This window comes from Escherichia sp. WS1118 (assembly GCF_046487695.1).
Taxonomy (GTDB): Bacteria; Pseudomonadota; Gammaproteobacteria; order Enterobacterales; family Enterobacteriaceae; genus Escherichia; species Escherichia coli.
This window is the reverse complement of sequence record NZ_JBJQIZ010000003.1, coordinates 167715-185876: the sequence shown is the minus strand read 5'-3', so window position 1 is coordinate 185876 and position 18162 is coordinate 167715. Positions and strand designations below refer to the sequence as shown.

At 50.7% G+C, this 18162-nt stretch carries 15 protein-coding genes; 10 read left to right on the top strand and 5 right to left on the bottom strand.

Going from position 1 to position 18162, the window contains the following annotated elements; all coding sequences use genetic code 11:
• Positions 1-42: 42 nt before the first annotated feature.
• Positions 43-1137, bottom strand: a complete 1095-nt coding sequence (mnmH, locus tag ACJHYO_RS06700) for a tRNA 2-selenouridine(34) synthase MnmH (RefSeq protein ID WP_001157949.1) — start codon at positions 1135-1137, stop codon at positions 43-45.
• 68 nt (positions 1138-1205) lie between these two features.
• The gene (gene allS, locus ACJHYO_RS06695; protein ID WP_000460117.1) at positions 1206-2132 is read right to left on the bottom strand and encodes an HTH-type transcriptional activator AllS; all 927 of its coding nucleotides are present in this window, start codon (positions 2130-2132) and stop codon (positions 1206-1208) included.
• A 229-nt stretch (positions 2133-2361) separates the two neighbouring features.
• Between allS and allA the strand changes: the two genes are divergently transcribed.
• The 9 genes from allA (at position 2362) to glxK (ending at position 12944) form a co-directional block, all read left to right on the top strand.
• Complete coding sequence (gene allA / locus ACJHYO_RS06690) at positions 2362-2844, top strand: ureidoglycolate lyase (RefSeq protein ID WP_000776388.1); 483 nt, start codon at positions 2362-2364, stop codon at positions 2842-2844.
• Between the two features lie 77 nt (positions 2845-2921).
• A complete protein-coding gene (gene allR / locus ACJHYO_RS06685; protein WP_000141274.1) occupies positions 2922-3737 on the top strand; it encodes an HTH-type transcriptional repressor AllR in 816 nt (271 codons plus the stop codon).
• Positions 3738-3826: 89 nt separating this feature from the next.
• A complete protein-coding gene (gene gcl, locus ACJHYO_RS06680) occupies positions 3827-5608 on the top strand; it encodes a glyoxylate carboligase (protein WP_077561110.1) in 1782 nt (593 codons plus the stop codon).
• 12 nt (positions 5609-5620) lie between these two features.
• A complete protein-coding gene (gene hyi / locus ACJHYO_RS06675) occupies positions 5621-6397 on the top strand; it encodes a hydroxypyruvate isomerase (RefSeq protein WP_085455220.1) in 777 nt (258 codons plus the stop codon).
• Between the two features lie 99 nt (positions 6398-6496).
• The gene (glxR, locus tag ACJHYO_RS06670; protein WP_000765828.1) at positions 6497-7375 is read left to right on the top strand and encodes a 2-hydroxy-3-oxopropionate reductase; all 879 of its coding nucleotides are present in this window, start codon (positions 6497-6499) and stop codon (positions 7373-7375) included.
• Between the two features lie 169 nt (positions 7376-7544).
• Positions 7545-8999, top strand: coding sequence for an allantoin transporter (locus ACJHYO_RS06665; RefSeq protein ID WP_001557772.1), 1455 nt, complete (start codon positions 7545-7547; stop codon positions 8997-8999).
• Between the two features lie 59 nt (positions 9000-9058).
• A complete protein-coding gene (allB, locus tag ACJHYO_RS06660; RefSeq protein WP_000006873.1) occupies positions 9059-10420 on the top strand; it encodes an allantoinase AllB in 1362 nt (453 codons plus the stop codon).
• A 55-nt stretch (positions 10421-10475) separates the two neighbouring features.
• Entirely contained in the window at positions 10476-11777 is a 1302-nt protein-coding gene (locus ACJHYO_RS06655) for a uracil/xanthine transporter (RefSeq protein WP_001298336.1), read from the top strand.
• A 21-nt stretch (positions 11778-11798) separates the two neighbouring features.
• The gene (gene glxK / locus ACJHYO_RS06650) at positions 11799-12944 is read left to right on the top strand and encodes a glycerate 3-kinase (protein ID WP_001445571.1); all 1146 of its coding nucleotides are present in this window, start codon (positions 11799-11801) and stop codon (positions 12942-12944) included.
• A gap of 128 nt (positions 12945-13072) precedes the next feature.
• Here glxK and allE read toward each other — a convergent pair whose 3' ends face one another.
• Genes allE through allD form a run of 3 tightly spaced genes read right to left on the bottom strand, consistent with a single transcriptional unit; the run spans position 13073 to position 16175 of the window.
• Positions 13073-13858, bottom strand: a complete 786-nt coding sequence (gene allE / locus ACJHYO_RS06645; protein WP_000540999.1) for a (S)-ureidoglycine aminohydrolase — start codon at positions 13856-13858, stop codon at positions 13073-13075.
• A gap of 10 nt (positions 13859-13868) precedes the next feature.
• Positions 13869-15104: an allantoate deiminase gene (gene allC, locus ACJHYO_RS06640; RefSeq protein ID WP_001313636.1), complete on the bottom strand. Its 1236-nt coding sequence runs from the start codon at positions 15102-15104 to the stop codon at positions 13869-13871.
• A 21-nt stretch (positions 15105-15125) separates the two neighbouring features.
• Positions 15126-16175 carry an ureidoglycolate dehydrogenase gene (gene allD, locus ACJHYO_RS06635; RefSeq protein ID WP_000703882.1) on the bottom strand — a complete coding sequence of 350 codons (1050 nt, stop codon included), beginning with the start codon at positions 16173-16175 and terminating at the stop codon, positions 15126-15128.
• 316 nt (positions 16176-16491) lie between these two features.
• Here allD and ACJHYO_RS06630 point away from each other — a divergent pair, with 316 nt between their 5' ends.
• Positions 16492-18159: an acyl-CoA synthetase FdrA gene (locus ACJHYO_RS06630; protein ID WP_000580879.1), complete on the top strand. Its 1668-nt coding sequence runs from the start codon at positions 16492-16494 to the stop codon at positions 18157-18159.
• Positions 18160-18162: the final 3 nt, after the last annotated feature.

Here is an 18162-nt window from a genome sequence, read left to right as displayed (position 1 = left end):
TCACGCCGCATCCGGCATGAACAGCGTGCACAGAATCCCCCATCACTGCGCCTTAACCCATTCCGCCACTTCCGCCCACTCACCGCGAAAGACAACTTTTTCCGCTTTTTTCTCAAGCTGATAGCGATACATCGGGTCGTAATATTCTTCAAGTAACGGCACAAGCCAGGCCAGATGACCGTCGGTGCTGCCGGTGGTGAGTTGCGTTGTCAGCGCCGCATCCAGCCTTGCAGCCAGTTCGTTATAGCGTTGTAGTCCCAGCCGACGTTTAATCGCCGAAAGCCCGTGATGCAGGTATTCGCAATACTCCTGCCAGCCCTGTTCGTCGCCATAAGCGTGGGTAAAATCATGATGCATACGCAAGAAATACTCTTCGTTCAGGCGTTCAAGACGGATCTCAAACGGATCTTCTACCACCGCAATCGTCGCCTGAGTCATTCGTTCGCGCAGACATTCCGGCAGGTGATTCGAACCGATCATCCGGCTTTCATCTTCCAGCACCCACAGGCGCAAATCCTGATGGGCGTCGGTTTTTAGCATTTCGGCAGCCAGCATGTTTTCAAAACTCGCCTGGCTAAGTTGTGGTTGTAAGGTGCGACCAAACGCCGAACCGCGATGACGCGCCAACCCTTCCAGATCAACACCGTTCGGCTGTTGCTGCACTAACAGCGTTTTACCGCTGCCGGTACAACCGCCAATCAGCACGATCGGTTTTTGTGCCAGTTCAATAGTCGCCTGAATCGCGGTCTGGCGCAGTGCCTTATAACCGCCTTCCACCAGCGGATAATCAATCCCCGCGTCATGCAGCCAGCGTTGCACAATATGCGAGCGCTGACCGCCACGGGCACAGCAGAGAATACCGTGCGGATTTTGCAGGCACGCTGCCCGCCAGGCGTCCATGCGCTGCTGACGAATTTCACCCGCCACCAGTTTATGCCCCAGTGCCAGCGCCGCGTCTGACCCTTGCTGTTTATAGCAGATGCCAACGGCGGCGCGTTCATCGTTATTCATTAACGGCAGGTTGATAGCGGCGGGCATTGCGCCTTGCTCAAACTCGATGGGGGCGCGAACATCAATAATGGGCGTATCAGCAATCAGCAGGGCACGATAGTCCTGTTCCGTGTGTCTCTCTTGCATAGTAAAAAGTGAACCTCAAATCAGCTTGCGCGCTATTTTACGCGCCAACGTGCAAGGAAACTTGATTTTTAACTGCGTGGGTTGCCGAAAATTTCTAAAAATCCGCTGATTTCCGGCCTGCGCTGGGTAAACAAGGTCACAATATCTTCTACCGCTTTGCCGCTGCCAAATTTGCGCCATGCCAGACTCAATGGCGAAGGAGGGCGCATCGTTGGGATTACCCGGCTGACCAGTTGTTGATTATCGAGCATTGACTGGCAAAGTGATTTTGGCAAAAAACCAATGCCCACGCCCGCCAGATGGGCGGCGATTTTCGTTTCCATATCGGGAACAATAATCTCTTTTTGCCCCGGCAATCGCCAGGCGACGCGTTTGGTTAATGTACGGGCGCTGTCTTCAATATTGACCGCCGGAAAGCGCCGCAACTGTGCTTCTGTTAGCGGCTCTTCAATGTTCGCCAGCGGATGATCCGCCGCCATGACAAAGCGCCATTGCACCGATCCTAAGGGATCAAGACTAAAGGTATTTGCCAGCGCCTCGGTTCCCGTGACGCCGATAGCCAGTGAAAAACCTTCGTACAATAGCGAGTCCCAGACGCCCATATAGATTTGTCGGGAGATGTGAAATTGGGTAAACGGGTAACGTTCATTTAGCCACGCCAGCAGCCTGGCAACGGCCTGGGGGTTATAGAGCAGGTTGTTGATGACGATATTCACCTGGCGTTCCACGCCATCATTCACCTGTTGTAACTCGCTGGGCATACTTTCCAGCCAGCTCAGCCAGTCTCTGGCCTGACAAAGTAGATGCTCGCCAGCCGCCGTCAACGTCACGCTGCGAGTCGTGCGGAAAAACAGCGCCACTCCGGTATTCTCTTCCAGAAGTTTAATGCGATAACTGATCGTCGCCGTGGTTTTACATAATCGTTCTGCCGCTTTTGAAAAACTTCCTGTTTCAGCAACCGCAATGAAAGTCCGCAAGGTTTCTGGATCGAACATCTTCAGGTATCCCCTTTTAAATCCGCAAGTTGCGTGATTTTCTTATCCTCTGATTTATCAGTATTTTTACATGATAACCCTGTTCAATTTGTGGACTAAATCTAGTTTTGGAAAAATATTCCAACTTTTGTGTTGATGTTGTTCTCTTAAGGTTTTAGATTGCCTGTTATTGAAACCAAGCTGACCGGTCGGCTCTGGTTGAACGGAATTATGTTACAAGGACAAAAAGATGAAACTTCAGGTATTACCGTTAAGTCAGGAAGCCTTTAGTGCTTATGGCGACGTAATCGAAACGCAGCAACGGGATTTTTTCCATATTAACAATGGCCTGGTGGAGCGTTACCACGATTTGGCGCTGGTTGAGATTCTTGAGCAAGACCGTACGCTTATCAGCATTAACCGCGCGCAACCGGCGAATCTGCCGCTGACCATTCACGAACTCGAACGTCATCCGTTGGGCACTCAGGCCTTTATCCCGATGAAAGGTGAAGTGTTTGTGGTAGTCGTGGCGTTAGGTGACGACAAACCAGACCTGTCAACCCTGCGGGCGTTTATTACCAACGGCGAACAGGGAGTGAATTACCATCGTAACGTCTGGCATCACCCACTTTTCGCCTGGCAGCGCGTCACCGATTTTCTGACCATCGATCGCGGCGGCAGTGACAACTGTGATGTTGAAAGTATTCCTGAACAGGAACTCTGTTTTGCGTGACGCCTGCAACCGACTTGCATAAGATAAACGAATTGTTCATTGTTTATGCTCATTTGTAGGTCGGAGTTAACGTAGGTATGACGGAAGTTAGACGGCGCGGCAGGCCAGGACAGGCGGAGCCTGTGGCACAGAAGGGTGCACAGGCGTTAGAGCGGGGAATTGCGATTCTGCAATATCTGGAAAAAAGTGGGGGAAGTTCGTCGGTTAGCGATATCTCTCTCAATCTGGATTTGCCGCTCTCCACGACCTTTCGCTTGTTGAAGGTTTTACAGGCAGCGGATTTTGTCTATCAGGACAGTCAGTTAGGCTGGTGGCATATAGGATTAGGTGTCTTTAACGTCGGTGCAGCGTACATCCATAACCGCGATGTACTCTCCGTCGCCGGGCCGTTTATGCGCCGCCTGATGTTACTTTCCGGCGAAACGGTCAATGTCGCGATCCGTAACGGCAATGAAGCGGTATTAATTGGTCAGTTAGAGTGTAAATCGATGGTCAGGATGTGTGCGCCGCTGGGCAGTCGTCTGCCGCTGCATGCTTCCGGAGCGGGCAAGGCGCTGCTTTATCCGCTGGCGGAAGAAGAGTTGATGAGCATCATTCTGCAAACCGGTTTGCAGCAGTTTACGCCAACGACACTTGTGGATATGCCCACCTTGCTGAAGGACCTGGAACAAGCGCGTGAACTGGGCTATACCGTAGATAAAGAAGAGCATGTTGTCGGCCTGAATTGCATAGCTTCAGCAATTTACGATGATGTAGGTAGTGTTGTTGCCGCTATCTCCATCTCCGGGCCTTCATCAAGACTGACAGAAGATCGTTTTGTCAGTCAGGGTGAGCTGGTCAGAGACACCGCCCGCGATATCAGCACGGCGTTGGGACTGAAAGCACATCTATAGTGTCTGTCGTATCCCGCTCTGCGGAGCGGGTTTTTTTGACAAAATTTGAAAGTTGGAAAATTTTTCCAATTAATAGAGGTAGGAATAAAATGGCAAAAATGAGAGCCGTTGACGCGGCAATGTATGTGCTGGAGAAAGAAGGTATCACCACCGCCTTCGGCGTTCCGGGAGCTGCAATCAATCCGTTCTACTCAGCGATGCGTAAGCACGGCGGTATTCGTCACATTCTGGCGCGTCATGTGGAAGGTGCTTCGCACATGGCGGAAGGTTATACCCGCGCAACGGCAGGGAATATCGGCGTATGTCTGGGGACTTCCGGTCCTGCGGGCACGGACATGATCACCGCGCTCTATTCCGCTTCTGCTGATTCCATTCCTATTCTGTGTATTACCGGCCAGGCTCCGCGCGCCCGTCTGCATAAAGAAGATTTCCAGGCCGTTGATATTGAAGCAATTGCTAAACCGGTCAGCAAAATGGCGGTTACAGTTCGTGAAGCGGCGCTGGTGCCTCGTGTGCTGCAACAGGCGTTTCACCTGATGCGTTCTGGTCGCCCGGGTCCGGTACTGGTGGATTTACCGTTCGACGTACAGGTTGCGGAAATCGAGTTTGATCCTGATATGTACGAACCGCTGCCGGTCTACAAACCTGCTGCCAGCCGTATGCAGATCGAAAAAGCTGTAGAAATGTTAATCCAGGCCGAACGTCCGGTGATTGTTGCCGGGGGCGGGGTAATCAATGCTGACGCAGCTGCACTGTTACAACAGTTTGCTGAACTGACCAGCGTTCCGGTGATCCCAACGCTGATGGGCTGGGGCTGTATTCCCGACGATCATGAACTGATGGCCGGGATGGTGGGCCTGCAAACCGCGCATCGTTACGGTAATGCAACGTTGCTGGCGTCGGACATGGTGTTTGGTATCGGTAACCGTTTTGCTAACCGTCATACCGGTTCGGTAGAGAAATACACCGAAGGGCGCAAAATCGTTCATATCGATATTGAGCCGACGCAAATTGGCCGCGTACTGTGTCCGGATCTTGGCATTGTCTCTGATGCTAAAGCGGCGCTGACGCTGCTGGTTGAAGTGGCGCAGGAGATGCAAAAAGCCGGTCGTCTGCCGTGTCGTAAAGAATGGGTCACCGACTGCCAGCAGCGCAAACGCACTTTGCTGCGCAAAACCCACTTCGACAACGTGCCGGTGAAACCGCAGCGCGTGTATGAAGAGATGAACAAAGCCTTTGGCCGCGATGTTTGTTATGTCACCACCATTGGCCTGTCACAAATCGCTGCGGCACAAATGCTGCATGTCTTTAAAGACCGCCACTGGATCAACTGTGGGCAGGCAGGCCCGCTGGGCTGGACGATTCCGGCGGCGCTGGGGGTTTGTGCCGCTGATCCAGAGCGCAATGTGGTGGCGATTTCCGGTGACTTCGACTTCCAGTTCCTGATTGAAGAATTAGCCGTTGGCGCACAGTTCAACATTCCGTACATCCATGTACTGGTCAATAACGCCTATCTGGGTCTGATTCGCCAGTCGCAACGTGCCTTTGATATGGATTACTGCGTACAGCTCGCGTTCGAAAATATTAACTCCAGCGAAGTGAACGGTTATGGCGTCGACCACGTAAAAGTAGCGGAAGGTTTAGGTTGTAAAGCAATTCGCGTTTTCAAACCGGAAGATATTGCACCAGCCTTTGAACAGGCAAAAGTCTTAATGGCGCAATATCGGGTACCGGTAGTCGTGGAAGTTATTCTCGAGCGTGTGACCAATATTTCGATGGGCAGTGAACTGGATAACGTCATGGAATTTGAAGATATCACCGATAACGCAGCGGATGCACCGACTGAAACCTGTTTCATGCACTATGAATAAGGGAGATAAATAATGTTACGTTTCTCTGCTAATTTATCGATGTTATTTGGTGAATATGATTTTCTCGCCCGTTTTGAGAAAGCTGCGCAGTGTGGTTTTCGCGGCGTTGAATTTATGTTCCCTTATGACTACGACATTGAAGAATTAAAACAGGTGCTGGCGAGTAATAAACTCGAGCATACGCTGCACAATTTACCAGCGGGTGACTGGGCGGCGGGCGAGCGGGGTATTGCCTGTATTCCTGGCCGTGAAGAAGCGTTTCGGGATGGCGTAGCAGCAGCGATTCGTTATGCTCGTGCTCTGGGTAATAAAAAAATTAACTGTCTGGTCGGTAAAACGCCGACTGGTTTCAGCAGTGAACAGATTCACACAACGCTTGTAGAAAACCTGCGTTATGCTGCGAATATGCTGATGAAAGAAGATATTTTATTACTGATTGAACCTATTAACCATTTTGATATTCCTGGTTTCCATCTCACCGGAACCCGGCAGGCACTGAAACTGATTGACGATGTTGGTTGCTGCAATTTGAAAATTCAGTATGACATTTATCACATGCAGCGGATGGAAGGTGAATTAACTAATACCATGACTCAGTGGGCCGATAAAATTGGTCACCTGCAAATTGCTGATAATCCGCATCGCGGCGAACCGGGAACCGGAGAAATTAATTACGAATATCTCTTTACGGTAATTGAAAATTCTGACTACAACGGTTGGGTTGGCTGTGAATATAAACCCCAAACCACCACGGAAGCCGGTTTACGCTGGATGGATCCGTACCGTTAAAACGTAACGCTATTCAGACAATGCTTTTTTAGGCCGCTAAGTTGGCAGGGGATCGTGTTGTCTGAATTCAGGAAAAGCGAAATTTAAAAGAGGTTAATTATGAAACTGGGATTTATTGGCTTAGGCATTATGGGTACACCGATGGCCATTAATCTGGCGCGTGCCGGTCATCAACTGCATGTCACAACCATTGGTCCGGTTGCTGATGAATTACTGTCACTGGGCGCCGTTAGTGTTGAAACTGCGCGCCAGGTAACAGATGCATCGGACATCATTTTTATTATGGTGCCGGATACGCCACAGGTTGAAGACGTTCTGTTTGGTGAAAATGGTTGTACCAAAGCCTCGCTGAAGGGCAAAACCATTGTTGATATGAGCTCCATTTCCCCGATTGAAACTAAACGTTTCGCTCGTCAGGTGAATGAACTGGGCGGCGATTATCTCGATGCGCCAGTCTCCGGCGGTGAAATCGGCGCGCGTGAAGGGACGTTATCGATTATGGTTGGCGGTGATGAAGCAGTATTTGAACGTGTAAAACCGCTGTTTGAACTGCTCGGTAAAAATATCACCCTCGTGGGCGGTAACGGCGACGGTCAAACCTGCAAAGTGGCAAATCAGATTATCGTGGCGCTCAATATTGAAGCGGTTTCTGAAGCCTTGTTGTTTGCTTCAAAAGCCGGTGCGGACCCGGTACGTGTGCGCCAGGCGCTGATGGGCGGCTTTGCTTCCTCACGGATTCTGGAAGTTCACGGTGAGCGCATGATTAAACGCACCTTTAATCCAGGTTTCAAAATTGCGCTGCACCAGAAAGATCTCAACCTGGCACTGCAAAGTGCGAAAGCACTGGCGCTGAACCTGCCAAACACCGCGACCTGCCAGGAATTGTTTAATACATGTGCGGCAAACGGTGGCAGCCAGTTGGATCACTCTGCGTTAGTGCAGGCGCTGGAATTAATGGCTAACCATAAACTGGCCTGATACCCGCAATAAAAATGGCCGATATCAGAAAATGAATCGGCCAGCAATATTAAAAAAAGAAAGCAGCCAAAGATGTTGCTTCAGTATTAAAAATAATATTTTTATTTTATTTGTTCCTCATAGCTAGATTAAAACAACGTTATTCGATACGTGAAATTAAGAGGGATTTATGGAACATCAGAGAAAATTATTCCAGCAACGCGGCTATAGCGAAGATCTACTGCCGAAAACGCAAAGTCAGCGGACCTGGAAAACATTTAACTATTTTACCTTATGGATGGGTTCGGTTCATAACGTTCCCAATTATGTGATGGTTGGCGGCTTTTTTATTCTCGGCTTGTCTACCTTTAGTATTATGCTGGCAATTATCCTCAGCGCCTTTTTCATTGCCGCGGTAATGGTATTAAACGGTGCTGCGGGCAGTAAATACGGCGTACCGTTTGCCATGATCCTGCGTGCTTCTTACGGCGTACGTGGTGCACTGTTTCCCGGATTATTAAGAGGCGGTATTGCTGCCATTATGTGGTTTGGCCTGCAATGTTACGCGGGGTCACTGGCCTGCTTGATTCTGATTGGCAAAATCTGGCCGGGATTTTTGACTCTCGGTGGCGATTTCACGCTGTTAGGCCTTTCTCTACCGGGATTAATTACTTTTTTACTCTTCTGGCTGGTTAACGTTGGTATTGGTTTTGGCGGCGGAAAAGTTTTAAATAAATTCACTGCCATTCTTAACCCGTGCATCTATATCGTTTTCGGCGGTATGGCGATTTGGGCGATTTCGCTGGTCGGGATCGGTCCAATCTTTGACTACATTCCGGGCGGTATTCAGAAAGCAGAAAACAGTGGCTTCCTGTTTCTGGTGGTGATAAACGCGGTGGTTGCGGTCTGGGCGGCACCGGCGGTGAGCGCATCCGACTTTACGCAAAACGCCCACTCGTTTCGTGAGCAGGCGCTGGGGCAAACGCTGGGTTTAGTTGTGGCCTATATTCTGTTTGCGGTCGCCGGGGTATGTATTATTGCCGGAGCCAGTATTCATTACGGCGCTGACACCTGGAACGTGCTGGATATTGTTCAGCGTTGGGACAGCCTGTTCGCCTCGTTCTTTGCGGTACTGGTTATTCTGATGACGACTATCTCTACTAACGCCACCGGTAATATTATTCCGGCTGGTTATCAGATTGCCGCCATTGCACCGACGAAACTGACCTATAAAAACGGCGTACTGATTGCCAGTATTATCAGCCTGCTGATCTGCCCGTGGAAATTAATGGAAAATCAGGACAGTATTTATCTGTTCCTCGATATTATCGGCGGAATGCTTGGTCCGGTAATTGGTGTGATGATGGCGCATTATTTTGTGGTGATGCGTGGGCAAATTAATCTTGATGAACTGTACACCGCACCTGGCGATTATAAATATTACGATAACGGTTTTAACCTCACCGCGTTTTCAGTAACTCTGGTGGCCGTTATTTTATCTCTTGGCGGTAAGTTTATTCCCTTTATGGAACCGTTATCACGTGTTTCATGGTTTGTCGGCGTCATCGTCGCCTTTGCGGCCTACGCCTTATTAAAGAAACGTACAACAGCAGAAAAAACAGGAGAACAAAAAAACATAGGTTAATTAATCACGATATTGAACATTGAGTTAAAAACCAATCTGTATTTTACAAGGAGTTTGTTATGTCTTTTGATTTAATCATTAAAAACGGCACCGTTATTTTAGAAAACGAAGCTCGCGTTGTAGATATCGCCGTTAAAGACGGAAAAATTGCTGCTATCGGCCAGGATCTGGGCGATGCAAAAGACGTTATGGATGCGTCTGGTCTGGTGGTTTCGCCGGGCATGGTTGATGCGCACACCCATATTTCTGAACCGGGTCGCAGCCACTGGGAAGGTTATGAAACCGGTACTCGCGCAGCAGCAAAAGGTGGTATCACCACCATGATCGAAATGCCGCTCAACCAGCTGCCTGCAACGGTTGACCGCGCCTCAATTGAACTGAAGTTCGATGCCGCTAAAGGAAAGCTGACTATCGATGCGGCACAACTCGGTGGCCTGGTGTCTTACAACATTGACCGTCTGCATGAGTTGGATGAAGTGGGTGTTGTCGGTTTCAAATGCTTCGTTGCGACCTGTGGCGATCGCGGTATCGACAACGACTTCCGTGACGTCAATGACTGGCAATTCTTCAAAGGCGCGCAGAAGCTGGGTGAACTAGGCCAGCCGGTGCTGGTGCACTGCGAAAACGCGCTGATCTGTGACGCACTGGGCGAAGAAGCGAAGCGTGAAGGTCGCGTAACTGCCCATGACTATGTGGCTTCGCGTCCGGTATTTACCGAAGTGGAAGCGATTCGCCGCGTACTGTACCTGGCGAAAGTCGCTGGTTGCCGTCTGCACGTTTGCCACGTCAGCAGCCCGGAAGGTGTTGAGGAAGTGACTCGTGCACGTCAGGAAGGTCAGGATGTTACTTGTGAATCCTGCCCGCATTACTTTGTGCTGGATACCGATCAGTTCGAAGAAATCGGTACTCTGGCGAAGTGTTCACCGCCGATCCGCGATCTGGAAAACCAGAAAGGCATGTGGGAAAAACTGTTTAACGGTGAAATAGACTGCCTGGTTTCCGACCACTCTCCATGCCCGCCGGAAATGAAAGCCGGTAACATCATGAAAGCGTGGGGCGGTATCGCTGGTCTGCAAAGCTGCATGGACGTGATGTTCGATGAAGCGGTACAGAAACGCGGAATGTCTCTGCCAATGTTCGGCAAATTAATGGCGACTAACGCAGCAGATATTTTCGGTCTGCAGCAAAAAGGCCGTATCGCCCCAGGAAAAGATGCCGACTTCGTCTTCATTCAGCCGAATAGCAGCTATGTTCTTACCAATGACGATCTGGAATATCGCCACAAAGTCAGCCCGTATGTTGGCCGTACTATTGGCGCGCGTATCACGAAAACCATCTTACGTGGTGATGTGATTTACGATATCGAACAGGGCTTCCCTGTTGCGCCGAAAGGTCAATTTATCCTTAAACATCAGCAGTAATCTGGCCCTGCAATGCCCGTCCTTGTGGCGGGCATTCTCCGGTTAAGGTGTGTTTATGTTCAATTTTGCAGTGGGCCGCGAAAGCCTGTTATCAGGATTTCAGTGGTTTTTCTTTATTTTTTGCAACACGGTTGTGGTTCCTCCTACGCTACTTTCTGCTTTTCAGTTGCCGCAAAGTAGCCTGCTTACGCTCACGCAATATGCTTTTCTTGCTACCGCACTGGCCTGCTTCGCTCAGGCGTTCTGCGGTCATCGTCGCGCTATTATGGAGGGGCCGGGCGGCCTGTGGTGGGGAACCATCCTGACTATCACCCTTGGCGAAGCATCGCGCGGGACACCGATCAACGATATCGCTACCAGTCTGGCGGTGGGGATTGCGCTCTCCGGCGTGCTGACGATGTTGATTGGTTTTAGCGGATTAGGCCATCGCCTGGCACGGTTATTTACGCCGTCGGTGATGGTCTTGTTTATGTTGATGCTGGGTGCGCAACTGACCACTATCTTTTTCAAAGGTATGCTCGGGCTGCCGTTTGGCATAGCCGACCCGAATTTTAAAATTCAATTACCGCCGTTCGCGCTCTCGGTGGCGGTGATGTGCCTGGTACTGGCGATGATTATTTTCCTGCCACAACGTTTTGCCCGTTACGGCCTGCTGGTCGGTACGATAACCGGCTGGTTGTTGTGGTACTTTTGCTTTCCTTCTTCGCATTCGCTCTCCGGTGAGTTGCACTGGCAGTGGTTCCCGCTCGGCAGTGGCGGTGCTTTGTCGCCGGGGATTATTCTGACGGCGGTGATTACAGGTCTGGTAAATATCAGCAATACCTACGGTGCGATTCGGGGCACGGATGTTTTTTATCCGCAGCAGGGCGCGGGGAATACGCGTTATCGTCGCAGCTTTGTGGCGACCGGATTTATGACACTGATAACCGTGCCGCTGGCGGTAATTCCATTTTCACCGTTTGTTTCATCCATTGGTTTATTAACCCAGACTGGCGATTACACGCGGCGTTCGTTTATTTATGGCAGCGTTATTTGCCTGCTGGTGGCGCTGGTTCCGGCACTCACGCGACTGTTTTGCAGTATCCCTTTACCCGTGAGTAGTGCGGTCATGCTGGTTTCTTATCTGCCTTTACTCTTTTCCGCGCTGGTGTTTAGCCAGCAAATAACGTTTACCGCTCGCAATATTTATCGACTCGCATTGCCGTTATTTGTCGGCATATTTTTAATGGCATTACCGCCTGTGTATCTGCAAGACCTTCCATTAACGCTTCGTCCTCTGCTCAGTAACGGCTTACTGGTCGGAATTTTACTGGCTGTTCTTATGGATAACCTTATTCCGTGGGAACGCATCGAATAATTTGTTGAAAAAGGATTGATAATGAAGATTGTCATTGCGCCAGACTCTTTTAAAGAGAGCTTAAGTGCAGAAAAATGTTGTCAGGCAATTAAAGCCGGGTTTTCGACCCTCTTTCCCGATGCGCACTATATCTGTTTGCCGATAGCGGATGGCGGCGAAGGGACGGTGGAGGCGATGGTCGCCGCGACGGACGGTAACATCGTGAAGCTTGAAGTCTGCGGGCCGATGGGCGAAAAAGTGAAAGCTTTTTATGGCATTACCGGCGACGGGAAAACGGCAGTGATTGAGATGGCGGCAGCAAGTGGCCTGATGTTGGTCGCGCCTGAAAAGCGTAATCCGTTGCTGGCCTCCAGTTTTGGTACGGGGGAGTTAATTCGCCATGCGCTGGATAACGGCATTCGCCATATTATTCTCGGCATTGGCGGCAGTGCGACGGTCGACGGCGGTATGGGCATGGCGCAGGCGCTCGGTGTGCGTTTCCTTGATGCCGACGGTCAGGCGCTGGCGGCTAACGGCGGCAATTTAGCGCGCGTGGCAAGCATTGAGATGAATGAATGCGATCCGCGTCTGGCGAACTGTCATATTGAAGTAGCATGTGACGTTGATAACCCGCTGGTAGGGGCACGCGGCGCGGCGGCGGTGTTTGGCCCGCAAAAAGGGGCAACGCCGGAGATGGTCGAAGAGCTGGAACAGGGGCTGCAAAATTACGCCCGTGTTTTACAACAGCTAACTGAAATCAACGTCTGCCAGATGGCTGGTGGCGGCGCGGCGGGCGGTATGGGCATTGCGGCGGCGGTATTCCTCAATGCGGATATTAAACCGGGTATTGAGATTGTGTTGAATGCGGTCAATCTTGCGCAGGCAGTGCAGGGTGCAGCACTGGTGATCACCGGGGAAGGGCGCATCGACTCGCAAACGGCAGGCGGTAAAGCGCCGCTGGGTGTGGCATCGGTGGCGAAGCAGTTTAATGTCCCGGTGATTGGGATTGCTGGCGTATTGGGTGATGGCGTGGAAGTGGTGCACCAGTACGGCATTGATGCGGTATTCAGCATTTTGCCACGTCTGGCACCTTTAGCCGAAGTGCTCGCCAGCGGTGAAACCAATCTCTTCAACAGTGCGCGAAATATTGCCTGCGCCATTAAAATAGGTCAGGGAATTAAAAACTGACTATTACCTTTAAAGCGGATGCGATTTATATCGCATCTTTTTTTACCTGAAGTGACTACAAAAAAAGCCACGGTATAAACCGTGGCAAAATCCAACATAGCTAAAAATAATCAGGCGAGTGGTATGACTTAAATCTCTACGTCGCGGTTGCAATCTTTCGAGTAAATATAGCTGAACGCTTCACCACGCCCTACGCCATAACCAGCCTGTAAAGAATAAGCGCCCATAAAGATGTAATCGCCTTTTTTCACCGGGATCCAGTTATTGTCGAGGTTATAAACCCCCTGACCGGAAAGAATATAGGCACCGTGTTCCTGAACGTGGGTTTCGATATAACCGTGGCTGGCACCTGGTGCAAAAGAGAGGATATGCATGTTCATATCAAAACCTAACTCTTTGGGCAGAAAATCCAGCAGAATAACATCGTCCATGCCTTCATAATGAATGCGTTCCAGTTCGCTGGCATTGCCAGAAACCAGCCACGGCGCATGACCTTCTACCGGAATATAGCGACGCTTATATAAAAAGATTTGGCTGTCTTCGGCCTGGGCGTTAACAAACGTCATTAAGGAGCCTGGCGGGCAATAAAGATAGCCACCTTCACTTAAGGTAAATGTTTTCCCTTCGGCTTTGGCAGTGATATTTCCAGAGATCACATACAGGAACGTTTCAATGCCTTCGCCACCGAAGCCCTGTTGGTTGCCGCCGTTTTGATGCAGTGTGACCAGATAATCAACAAAAGAGGCACCCAGCTTTGGCGTGGAGAGGATTGTCGCGTCACAATTTTCAAAGCCCGGAATAATATTTTTTACCAGACCGTCTGGTGTTAACAGTGCGAAATTACCGTGTTTAACAATCGCACGGTTAGCCAGTAAATCTTCGCGGTAACCGGTGACGTTATTTAAATATCCCATTTATAACTCCTTATTTCTGCCAGGCAAGTTGATAAAGCATGAGTGCCAACGTTTTGACCCCTTCGGCAAGGTCGGTAATATTGGTGCGTTCCGCCGGGTTATGGCTGATCCCGTTGATGCTGGGAATGAAAATCATGCAGGTCGGCACGCGAGGCGCGAAAATTTGCGCGTCGTGCCCGGCACCACTGTGCATCACCCGGTAATTCAGTTTTTCGCTTTCACACAATTCTGTCAGGGTGGCGACCAACTCCTTATTCATCGGCACGGGTTCTTCGTCCATCCATAAATCGATATCAATACCAATATCCATTTCATCGCAAATCGCCCGCATGTCGTTTTCTAACTGTTGGGTGAAATCGCGCAGCACGGTAGCGTCGGTATGACGACAATCAATGGTGAACGTGGTTTTACCCGGCACTACATTCACCGTATTCGGGCGCGGCTCTACTTTGCCAAAGGTCAGAACCAGCGGGTCGCCCATCTTTTTCGCTTTTTCGACAGACTGATGGCAAATGCGACTGAAAGCGTAAACCGTATCACGACGATAACCCATCGGCGTGGTGCCTGCATGGTTTGATTCGCCATTCAGCGTCACCGTATAACGACGCTGCCCGACAATTGCATTCACCACGCCAATTGATTGCCCATTACTTTCCAGCACACAGCCCTGTTCGATATGCAGTTCGACAAAGGCTTTAATATCCTGACGCGGAGTTAGTGGGGCGTTCGGCAGAGTAAATCCGCAAGCCTTCATCGCATCGACAAAACTATTTCCTTTGGCATCACAGATATTCCGCACGTCGTCAGGATTCGCCAGCCCAAAGATATTTTTACTGCCCCAGAAGACATACGGGAAGCGGCTGCCTTCTTCTTCTGCCATCGCCACCACTTCGACCGTACGTAACGGCGCGCCGTATTGCGTTTTCAGCCAGTCAATTGCCAGCCACGCCGCCAGCGCACCGAATTGCCCGTCGAGGTTACCGCCGTTAACCACGGTATCGATATGCGAACCGCTCAGAACCACTTCCTGTGGATATTCGGTGCCACTCAGGCGACCGTATAAATTCCCCACTTCATCGAAACGTGTTTCCAGCCCGCTTGCTGCCATTCTTTTTTTAAACTGCTGCTGGGTTTCCAGCCATTCCGGCGAATAAAGTAAACGGGTCATCCCACCCGCTGGGTCAGCGCCAAAAGAGGAAAGCCAGGGCAGCGTTTCTTCTATAGCTTGACGGAAATGTGTAATCATAAGAAAGTCCTGTCTCAATAATTATTGCGCAAAGGGATTTTTCGTTTCGTATGACGTGTTATAAAGCGCGTCGGAAATTAAATACTGGTAAATATCATCAACAATTTCGATGCCTTCGACGGCGGCTTTGCGTTGTTTAATATCCTGATCCTGTCCGGGATAATAAACCTGATTAAAACCGGGCGCGGGGGTAATGGTATTTAATTCGCGCATGGTCTGGCTAAGATGTTGACGGAATAATTCGCTGGAGGAGAAAAAGTTCGGGTTAATAACTATATGTAATTGCCCCAAATTACGCCCGGCGTGTAAATCGTCATACATCGAACTAACCTGTCGCCCGAACGGTAAGCCGAGTAAGACGCCTGAGAGGACGTCAATCATCATCATCAGGCCATACCCTTTCGGCCCAGCGGCGGGGAGCAGAGCATGTACCGCGAACGGATCGGTTGTTGGTGCACCGTTTTTATCGACTGCCCAGGTATCCGGGATAGACATATTGCGCGAGCGGGCGTCGAGCACTTTTCCCCATGCCTGTACGGTAGTCGCCATATCAAAGGTAAGGATCTCGTCGCCTTCTCCCGGCGCGGCAAAGGCCAGTGGGTTAGTGCCGTAGTAAATTTCCGCGCCGCCAAACGGCACCACCATTGGATCGGACTGGCACAGCGAAATGCCAATTAATCCGGCGCGGGCTGCCTGCTGCACAAAATAAGAGATTGCGCCGCTGTGACCCATCCGGCTGATACCGACCACCGCAACGCCTTTTTGCTGGGCGGTTTTGATGGCATGTTCCATACCCATTTTCGCTGCGACCTGTCCGGCGGCATTGTCGGCATGTAAAATTGCCGAGCACGGTCCGGTTTCCTCAAGACGAAACTCCGGTTCGCGGTTGGTGCCGCCTTTTGAAATGCGTTCGGCGTAGTATTCAACGCGCACCGCGCCATGAGAGTGGATCCCTCTGGCATCGGCGTAAACCAATACTTCAGCCACGGTTGCAGCGTGCTCACGTTTTAACCCAGCCTGGCAGAGTTTATTCTCGATTAGCTGGTGGAGTGTTTCCCGACTGATTTTCATCTGTCTTCCTTTTTAACGACGATGTGAAGCATGACTGCAATTAACATACAGGGAAAATATCTGGATTATGTGATCCAGACAGGCAAAAAAATATAGTTAGAATTTATTTGATAATCCGCTCGCTTTTAACCTGGTTTTTAAAACAACCACGCTTATTAAAAAATAACGCGTAATAGCCCGGCGGTTATTTGAATTCTTTTGTTAATAATCCCTGTGTGATATTCATCACCTTATTTACTCGTTGTCATCGATACCGTAATCGCCACATTAACACTGCTCGTGCAATTGCCATGGGTGCAATTTTTAAGGAGTTGTTATGATCCACGCCTTTATTAAAAAAGGGTGTTTTCAGGATTCGGTCAGTTTAATGATTATTTCACGAAAACTCAGCGAATCAGAAAATGTTGATGATGTTTCCGTAATGATGGGTACGCCCGCCAATAAAGCGTTATTAGATACTACAGGTTTCTGGCATGACGATTTTAATAACGCCACGCCGAACGATATTTGCGTGGCAATTCGTAGCGAAGCGGCGGATGCGGGGATCGCGCAGGCGGTTATGCAGCAGCTTGAAGAGGCGCTAAAACAACTGGCGCAGGGTTCAGGCAGCAGCCAGGCGTTGACGCAGGTGCGTCGCTGGGACAGTGCCTGTCAGAAATTACCCGATGCCAATCTGGCGCTGATTTCAGTGGCTGGTGAGTATGCGGCGGAGCTGGCGAACCAGGCGCTGGATCGCAACCTCAACGTGATGATGTTTTCCGATAACGTCACGCTGGAAGATGAAATCCAACTTAAAACCCGCGCGCGGGAAAAAGGCTTGCTGGTGATGGGGCCAGACTGCGGTACGTCGATGATTGCCGCCACGCCGCTGGCTTTTGCTAACGTGATGCCGGAAGGCAACATTGGCGTCATAGGCGCTTCCGGTACCGGGATTCAGGAGCTGTGCTCACAGATTGCGCTGGCAGGGGAGGGAATTACTCACGCGATTGGTCTTGGCGGGCGCGATCTCAGCCGTGAAGTGGGCGGCATCAGTGCGCTAACGGCGCTGGAAATGCTCAGTGCAGACGAGAAAAGCGAAGTGCTGGCATTTGTTTCAAAACCACCTGCCGAAACTGTGCGTCTGAAAATTGTTAATGCCATGAAAGCAACTGGCAAACCGACGGTGGCGCTGTTTTTAGGTTATACCCCGGCGGTGGCCCGCGACGAGAATGTCTGGTTTGCCTCCTCGCTGGATGAGGCCGCTCGTCTGGCTTGTCTGCTTTCACGCGTCACTGCGCGACGTAACGCGATAGCGCCTGTCAGCAGCGGATTTATTTGCGGTTTGTATACCGGCGGTACGCTGGCTGCTGAAGCGGCGGGATTACTTGCCGGACACCTTGGCGTGGAAGCCGACGATACCCATCAACATGGCATGATGCTGGACGCCGACGGACATCAGATCCTCGACCTGGGCGATGATTTTTACACCGTCGGGCGTCCCCATCCGATGATCGACCCGACCTTACGCAACCTGTTAATTGCCGATCTCGGCGCTAAACCGCAAGTGCGCGTGTTGCTGCTTGATGTCGTGATTGGCTTCGGTGCGACCGCCGATCCTGCCGCCTCGCTGGTGAGCGCCTGGCAAAAAGCCTGTGCCGCGCGTTCAGACAATCAACCACTGTATGCCATTGCCACGGTGACAGGCACTGAACGTGACCCGCAATGCCGCTCGCAGCAAATCGCCACGCTGGAAGATGCGGGGATCGCGGTAGTGAGTTCGCTACCGGAAGCCACCTTGCTGGCTGCGGCGTTAATTCATCCGCTCTCGCCTGCCACACAGCAACACACACCGTCATTACTGGAAAACGTCGCCGTGATTAACATCGGATTACGCAGCTTTGCGCTGGAGCTACAAAGCGCCAGCAAACCGGTTGTGCATTACCAATGGTCGCCAGTCGCCGGCGGCAATAAAAAACTGGCTCGTTTATTAGAACGTTTGCAATAAGGG